This window comes from Aestuariivivens insulae, from assembly GCF_022662195.1.
Classification (GTDB): domain Bacteria; phylum Bacteroidota; class Bacteroidia; order Flavobacteriales; family Flavobacteriaceae; genus Aestuariivivens; species Aestuariivivens insulae.
Window position 1 is genome coordinate 1 of record NZ_JAKMCS010000027.1, and the last position, 9,137, is coordinate 9,137.

Consider the following 9,137-nt stretch of genomic DNA (forward strand, 5'->3'; position numbering starts at 1 on the left):
GTTCCAGTACGGACCTTAATTTCAAGGTGAAGAAGTTCGGCAGGAACGACAACTATGTGTTCGGGGGGATCTCGTACCGCTTTTTGAACGACCAGCTGCTCAAGCCGCTCAATATAGGTCCCATGGCCGGGATCAACCAGAACAAGTTCTATTTTGCCTATGCCTACCAGATAACGGCCAATGGGCTGTCGGGCTACAACTCGGGGACCCACGTGATCACTATAGGGCTTAACTTCTTACGGGGCATTAGCAACTGTCCGTGTACAAAGACCAGGGTGAGGTATTAGGTCCATTTATAAGCGTATGAATACATCTATTTCTATATTTTTTAGGATTTATTACTAATAATAACAATAAAAAGTAGGATAAATACTTCTTATTAAAAACAAAAACATGATAAAAGTGTTAAAAAAATCGACGAACTGTATTTTTTTTAACTAATCTTCATTGTTGTTCGAAAAAAAACACGATATTTACATCGTTGAAATACATTTATTTTAGATTAAGTGACTATTTAGGGTTAAATTAATTGTAAATCAACATTTAAAACATTAAAAATTACTGTTTGAATGCTCCAAATTAAGCAGTAGTGAAAAATATAGGCAACCATGAAGAAAACTACTTATGTAAAAACTGTACTTGTTTTTTTATGCTTTTTATTGTTGGGCTTTTCGGGTGTAGCGCAAACCTATGAGCCTTTTTCGCTTAGAAAAAATGTTGAAGTAAGGGGGAGTATGCTTGTAATAGGGAATACTATTCTGGGTGAAAACAACAATGACTTCAATGATCTTTCCAGAGACAATCAAGATGTTTCAATGCAATATATTGATATTGATGGAGACGCCTCTACATTTAGTTCGAGTAGTGCAGATTTATCATTACATCTTCAAGAAGACGGTAGCGCGACAACATGTTACCGGGTGGCTTATGCGGCATTATATTGGGGAGCTATATTACAGAGTGGAAGTAGAGCAGATATAAATCAGGTAAAGTTTAAGTTGCCTGGGAGTACCACATATACAGATATTACGGGAGAGATAATTTATGATGCCATTTCAACTCCTATTCCAGCTGAATCTGGCGAGCCAGGGAATACCCCATATGCGTGTTATGCTGAAGTAACCGATTTATTGACAGGGCTTTCAGATGTAGAAGGAACTTATACCGTTGCAGATGTAACATCTAGTTTAGGATTTAATAATTCAACTGGATTAGCAGCTGGATGGACCTTAATTATAATCTATGAAGATCCCAACTTACATACAAAATCATTCAACATTTTTGATGGTTTTAGCCATATTTATGACGGACACCAAGAAACCGTTCCTGTAACAGGGTTCGCTACACCTCCTGCAGGAAATATCGATTTACAATTTGCTTATGCGGCTTTAGATGGGGATAGAACAAAGCGTGCTACGAAGTTGGAAATTAATGGTAAAGAAGTAACGACACCATTAAGATCTGCAAACAAGTTTTTTGGTTCAGTAATTGAAAATGAAAATGGGGTATCTCATCCAAGAGTTCCGTATAGTGACAATACATTAGGTTATGATACAGGATTTTTAGAAATAATAAATTCTGAACCAGAGTTTATAAAGAATGGAGATACGTCTGCCGATTTTAGATTACAAGTAGCAAGAGGACAAGCCGACCCTATTTTTGCGTTTTTAGGAGCTTTTGCGGTAGATATTATTGCTCCAGATATCGATTTGACCAAGACAGTATTAGATACAGCAGGAGATGATATTGATGGAGATGGTGTGTTTTTAGGTGATCAATTGTTTTACGAAATAACCTATCAGAGTGTTGGTAACGATAATGTTACAGAATTTACCATTAAAGATGTATTACCAGACAATATTGTTTTTGATCCAGCTACCGATATCGATTTAACCAATGCTGGAGGAGCGACATTACAATCTTGGGATCCGGTTACGCGAACCCTTATTTTTAGTATTCCTGATGAATCTGTTGAAGTTGACGATCCTGCCTTTGTTATTCGCTTGGCAGTTCAGGTGGTTCCTAACTGCTACGACCTAAGTCAGGCCTGTTCAAATGAAATAAAAAACCAAGCTTTTGCCACCTATAGAGGGGTTATTAATCCAACCATAATTGTGGAGGAAGGTAGTTTTGCTACAACAGAATGTTTAGGCGTTCCAGGCTCCACAAACTTTATAGTAGATATTTCTAATTGTGATTTTACAAGAACAGAAATATTATGTGGTTCCAGTGTAGTTTTAACAGCAGCCTCTGGATATGATAGTTATTCGTGGTCTACCAGTCCAACAGGAACTCCTGTTATTGGTACTGGGCAATCCTATACGGCTACCGATGTTGGGACATATTATGTAACAAACACAACAACATCTACTTGTATTTCCATAGAAGAAGCTATTACGGTGGCATTATATGGAAATACACAAACCAATCCGGTTATTCCTTATGCCGATTTGTTGCCTACTTGTCCGAACGATGGTAAAGTATTACCTTATATTTTCTTATGTGGGGCCAATGAAACCAGAGCTATTAATACAGGTATTAGTGATGCAGCATCCATAATTTGGGAGCAATTGGATGAAAACAGTTGTGCGGCCATGACTGTAGATGATTGTGCTAATGAAAGCGATGACTGTACATGGAACCAAGTAGCTACTGGCCCGGATTATGTTGCCGATACCGCTGGTCAGTTTAGACTTGTCATTAATTATCCTGGAGGGTGCTTTAGCATTTTTTATTTCAATGTATATCAAAACTTATTAAACCCAACTATAACTGCCGAGGATATTATTTGTACCACGCCAGGTCAAGTAACTGTTGGTGGAGTGCCTTCGGGATATGAATATAGTTTAGATCCTAATGGACCTTATCAAGCCTCTAATACCTTCACAATTAATACACCAGGATATTACACGGTGTATATTCAACAAACGGTAGCCGATTCGTTCCCATGTACCTTTCAAACACCTAGTATATATGTGAGACAACACGATGCTAACCTAACTACGGTGGTAACACAGCCGGACTGTAATGGAGATAAGGGAAGTATTCAATTACAAGTGAATGATGCTCTACCACAATATTATTACAGTTTATCCCAAGGCGGAACTTTAATTAATAGTGTAGGTCCTATTATGAATAGCGATTACACGTTTTCCAATTTAAACCCAGGAACCTATACATATAATGTTTCTACAGATGATGGATGTGTATTTACAGGAGATATTGATATTATTGATCCACCAGTAATTACGGTAACCGCGGCATTAACCCAACCCTTGACCTGTACCGATGGAGAAATAACCATTTATCCAGTAGGAGGGACGCCACCATATAATTATTTTATTAACAGTACAACAGATTCCCAGGATTACCCTGAGTATGTAGTAACTACAGCGGGTGTATATAATATTACAGTTTTGGATTTTAATGGTTGCGAAGCCACAACGTCCATTACTGTCGATGGCATTTTGCCACCGGAGTTTACCATAGGACAGACCAATATATTATGTGCCGATGCTCCCAACAGTGGATCGATAAGCATAAACGTGACCAATGCCAACGGCAACAGTTTGATGTACAGCATAGATGGCGGCACAACCTTTGCCAGCTCTCCGGTGTTTACCGGACTGTCGGCAGGCGATTACGATGTCGTGGTCCAGTATACCTTTGATGGGGATATATGTGCAACGGTTGCCCAGAGCGTTACCATCACGGCCCAGGCCCCAATTACGGGAACGGCCACATTGACCACAGCATTGACCTGTACCACCAGTGGGGTGATTACGGTATCTGGGGTGTCTGGGGGCACGCCGCCTTACCAATACAGTATCGATGGCGTGAACTTCCAATCTGGAAACACCTTTTCGGGACTGTCCAACGGGACCTATACCGTTACGGTACTTGACGCCAACGGCTGTTCTTCGGCCTTGGCACCAATAACCATAGATGCCCTGGACCCACCGACGGATATGGACTTTAGCAGTACGGCACTGACATGCCCAACAAATACCTCCGATGTGACCATAACCGGAACAACGGGCGGAACGAGTCCGTTGGAATACCAAATCATAGCCCCTTCAGGTTCAGCAACGGCATACCAGCCCTCGAACGTATTTTCGGGATTGGCTCCCGGGACCTATACCTTCCAGGTAAGGGATGCGAACGATTGTACCTATAGCGAGTCGTATACCATAGATCCATTGCCAGTAGTAAGTGTAGTTGGCCAGGCCTTGAGCAATATAACCTGTTTCGGGGCCTCAGACGGTACGGCACGGTTCACGGTATCAGGAACGACAAGTTTTACCTATACCATCAATGGTGGATCGGCTACGGCAGGAGCATCACCAATTAATTTAACCGGTTTGGCGGCAGGTAGCTATACCATAGCCGTTACCGATACAACAACCAACTGTACGGCCACCGATACGGTGACCATAAGTGGGCCACCATCAGCGTTAAGTGTTACGGCAACGGCCAGCCCATTGACCTGTACGGCCGATGGCAGTGTGGCCATTACCGCCACAGGGGGCTGGGGAGGCTATAGCTATGAGCTGGAACAACCGGACAGCACGGTATTGGGCCCACAGGGCAGCAATGTCTTTGGAGGGCTGTCCCAAACGGGAACCTATACGGTCACCGTTACCGATGCCAATGGCTGTGAGGCAACAACGACCTTTGCGTTGAGTACGCCCAGCAACCCAACGGCAACCATAAGCAGTGCCGATTATTGTTACGATGCCACCAATGGCGCCTCGTTAGAGGTCAGTGCCTCAGGGGGCAACCCACCATACCAGTACAGTATCAATGGCAGTGCCTTCCAGTCCAATAACGTCTTTACGAATTTGGTGCCCGGCACTTATAACATCACGGTAAGGGATGCCTACGGCTGTACCTTTATGGTACCTACGGAAACGATAGCCGACCAATTAACGGCAATGGCCAGTCTAACTAAAGGACTGGACTGTACGGCAAGTCCAGATGCAACAATCAATGTGACGGTGTCCGGTGGTACCGCGCCATATACCTACGAGGTATCATTTAACGGTGGGGCGTTTATCGCAACGGGCAACCCACCATATTCATACAATAGTGCACAAACGGGAGATTACCAATACAGAATTACCGATGCCCTGGGCTGTACGGCCTTAACGAATGTCGTAACGATCCAGCCCATTACAACCCCTTCAGCAACTGCTATTGCAACCGATGTGTTTTGTAACGGGGATACCAGTGGTATTGCAACTATCGACATAGATGAAACGGTAGGGACACCGCCTTATGAGGTAAGCTTTAACGGTTCGGGTTTCACTTCACAAACGGTCTATAACGGACTGGTGGCAGGAACTTACAACTTTATAGTTAGGGACGCCAACTCATGTACCTTCAATGGGTCGGTTACGGTAAATGAACCGAGTACTATCAATATTGGTTCTGAAGTAATTGTGCCTATTACCTGTAGCGGCGCTGGTAATGTATTAGGGGCCATTCAAATATCAGGAGTCTCTGGAGGTACACCTAATTATACTTATACGCTTTTAAATAGTTCGGGTAGTGTGGCTACAACGTCATCTACAAACCCAGTGGGGCCAACAGCAAGTACCAGTGTGACGTTTAATGATTTAGCCTTCGGTAATTATTACCTAAGAATTGTAGATGCCAATGGCTGTGAATATAATTTTGGACCATATTTGGTAGCTTCAGATGTAGATAATCTTGATATATACACGACTGCTGGTGGAACTTGTATCGCAGGGGTTGAATATAATATTGAAATAGTGAATGGAACGGGACCATTTAGGGTTCGTATTTATGATGGTACTGTATTTAATCCGGGTGATGGTGTAGCGCCTAATGGGTTGCCTACATCTGATATTTCACCAAACGAAAGAAACCACCAATTTACAGGATTACAGTTTGATGTGAGTTATGTTTTTGAAGTATTGGACACAAGTACGGGTTGTACTTATATAGAACAAGTACCAGCTGTGCCAAGCCCGTCTTCAATAGACGTTACCGGAACAGCAACCAATGTAACCTGTTATGAATTACCAGCTTTAGATAATGGTAGTTTTGACTTTACTGTTTCTGGTTATGATGGAACAGATTTATCATGGGAGGTTTTTGAAAACCTTACCAATACATCAACTGGTGTTACTGGTAATGCAGCTGGTTTAACAGGAGCAAATTATAGTGATAGTGTATCTGGGTTGGCTCCTGGTGATTACTATTTATTGGTAACCGAAACAGATCTTAGCTCAACACAATGTACAGCTCTTATTAATTTCCGAATTACAGAACCAACAGAGTTAATATTGGCTGAAGTAGTTAACACAAATGCCAACTGTAACCAAAATGCGCAGGTGGCTGTCAACGCCAGTGGCGGTACGCCCCCTTACGAGTATGCCTTTGTGTTAGACGGAGCATTGCCGGGAGCAGGGGACTGGACCTCAAATAACCTGGCCTTTTTGGACCCTGCAACGGCCACGGATTGGGACGTGTACGTTCGCGATTCCAATGGCTGTAACATAGCTATACCGCTTGATGTTACGATCGCCACGGACCCAACGCCCACTGTAACCTTGCCCACCTTGGCCAATGACCAGTGCAGCTCCAATGGCGGCACGTATACCTTTACGGCCACACCTGGCGGAGGAGAGATAGCTCCCGTGACCTATAGCATCGATGGGGCGAACTTCCAGTCGAGTGCCACCTTTACGGTATCCGCACCGGGTACCTATACGGTGACCATACGGGACGGCAATGGCTGTACGGCCACCGATACGATTACCGTTTATCCCCCGATACAGATCAATGCCCAGGTAACCGGATTGCCCTCTTGTACCAATGACGATGGCATTATTACGGCCACGGGCTATGGCGGATCGGGCAACTACACCTATGGGATCACGGCCGGTCCGGTATTAACAGGCCCACAGGCCTCCAATACGTTCAATGGACTTCCAGCGGGCACCTATACCATAACCATAACGGATACAACGACATTATGTACCGACCAAGTAACCATTGCCCTTGAAGCGGCCACACCGGTAACCTTCACGCCGGTACCGACCGATGTAAGCTGCAACGGTGGCAGTGACGGTAGTATCACCATAAACCTTGGTGCGAGTAACGATAACCCACCGTATACCTACGAGATCACTTCCGGCCCCGTATTGGCTGGCCCCCAAAGCTCGAACGTATTTACGGGATTACCAGCGGGTAATTACAATATTACGGTAACCTCGGGAAGAAACTGTAGCACGGTTGAGCCCGTTACCATAGGCGAGCCGTTGCCTTTGGGAGTTTCCGGAACGGCGACCGACTTTGCCTGTGCGGCGGACAATACGGTGAACACCTCCGAGCTTACCATAACTGGAACGGACGGCACGCCGCCCTATAGCTACAGCATAGACGGCACAAACTATTTCACGACAAGCACCTTTGACATTATCGACAATGGTAGCGTACAGACCATCGATATCTATGTAAGGGATGCCAATGGCTGTGTGGCATTTGGCTCAGTAAACATCAACCCGCTTCCGGCATTGACCATGTCCTCTGCGGCCATAGCGACACCAATAGACTGTAACGGTACGGGTACCGTTACCGTTACGGCCACTGGAGGATCGGGCAATTTCAGCTATCAGGTGCTTCCCGATGGAACGCCCCAGGCCACAAATACATTTGCCATTACGGGCCCTGGAACATACTATTTCAGGGTAAACGACCTTGATACGGGCTGTAGCCTGGACACACCGGCCCTAACGGTGGCCCCCTACGACACCATAGACGCCGTGGCCACGGCAACCACGAACGTTACCTGTTATGGCGACAGCAACGGTGCCTTCGGATTTAGCGTGAGCGGTTATTCAGGGGCATACAACTATGAGGTATTCGATAGTTCCGGGGTTTCCGTAGTAGGCCCAATAGCGGGCAACACGTCCACCGATCCCCAAACGGTAACGGGCCTGTTGGCCGGAAACTATTATGTAGAGGTTACGGAAACGGCAAGCCCGTTCTGTATGGCGAGCTCCAACACGGTAACCATTGCATCACCTACATCGGCACTGGCACTATCGGCCAGCGAAACTTCAAATGTAACCTGTGACAATAACCAGGGGACCATAACCGCTTTGGCCACTGGCGGCTGGGGCAGTTATGAGTACGAGCTAACGGGAACGGCCACCGTACCCTATTCACCAAACGGTACGTTTACGGGACTTTCAGCGGGCAGCTATACGGTAAACGTAAGGGATGCAGGGGGCTGTACCGTTTCAGAGAATATTACACTGGTCCTGCCAAGCCCAATCGATGCGGCCATAGCGGCCACGCCAACCCTGTTGGACTGTTTTGGCGATACGGGTGCGACCATAACGGTAAGCAATGTCACAGGTGGCCAGGGCAGTAACTACAGTTATACCCTGAACATGACCGCACCAACGGTAAGTTCGTCCGGTCCACAGGCCTCCAATGTGTTTACGGGTCTTGGAGCGGGCACGTACAATGTTACGGTTACCGATGGCTATAACTGCGCATTTACCACGGCCGACGTGACCATAAGCGAACCGACCCAAATAGTTGCTTCACTGGTAGCGGCGACCACGCCGACCTGTACAACGGATGCCACGCTTACCTTGGGCGCAACGGGCGGTACGGGTACCTATGAGTACAGCGACACGGCTACCTTTGTGACAGTACTGGGCACGTTCGCCACCGATATAACATTTTCGGTAGCCCCGGGCACCTACCAATATTACGTACGGGATGCCAATGGCTGTATAGCCAGTGTGTCCAATGGCATTACCATAGAACCATTGGTACCATTAACCGTTGACTTGGATACGACCAACGCTACGGTGAACTGTGCCGGTGACTCGACGGGTGTTATCGTGGCCGAGGCCCAGGGCGGTCTGGGTAACTATGTATATACCCTACAGGATGAGTTTGGAAACGATATTGACCCGGTAACCCAGGATTCCCCGGGCGTCTTTACGGGCCTGCCCATAGGGATCTATCAGGTGTATGTGGAGAGCGGCGATTGCGAGGTGACCTCCGCAACGGTCACGATCACGGAACCAACGGCGCCATTGGTGGCACAGTATACGGTAACCGATATTACCTGTAACGGTGAGAACGAC

2 protein-coding genes are annotated in these 9,137 nt (G+C 46.0%); both read left to right on the forward strand.

Annotated features, from left to right (window positions below; genetic code table 11):
* A partial coding sequence (locus MR062_RS17560; RefSeq protein WP_242206735.1) for a type IX secretion system membrane protein PorP/SprF occupies positions 1-287 on the forward strand: 287 nt, incomplete at its 5' end.
* 321 nt (positions 288-608) lie between these two features.
* On the forward strand, positions 609-9,137 hold an 8,529-nt coding region (locus MR062_RS17565), incomplete at its 3' end, for a beta strand repeat-containing protein (RefSeq protein ID WP_242206737.1).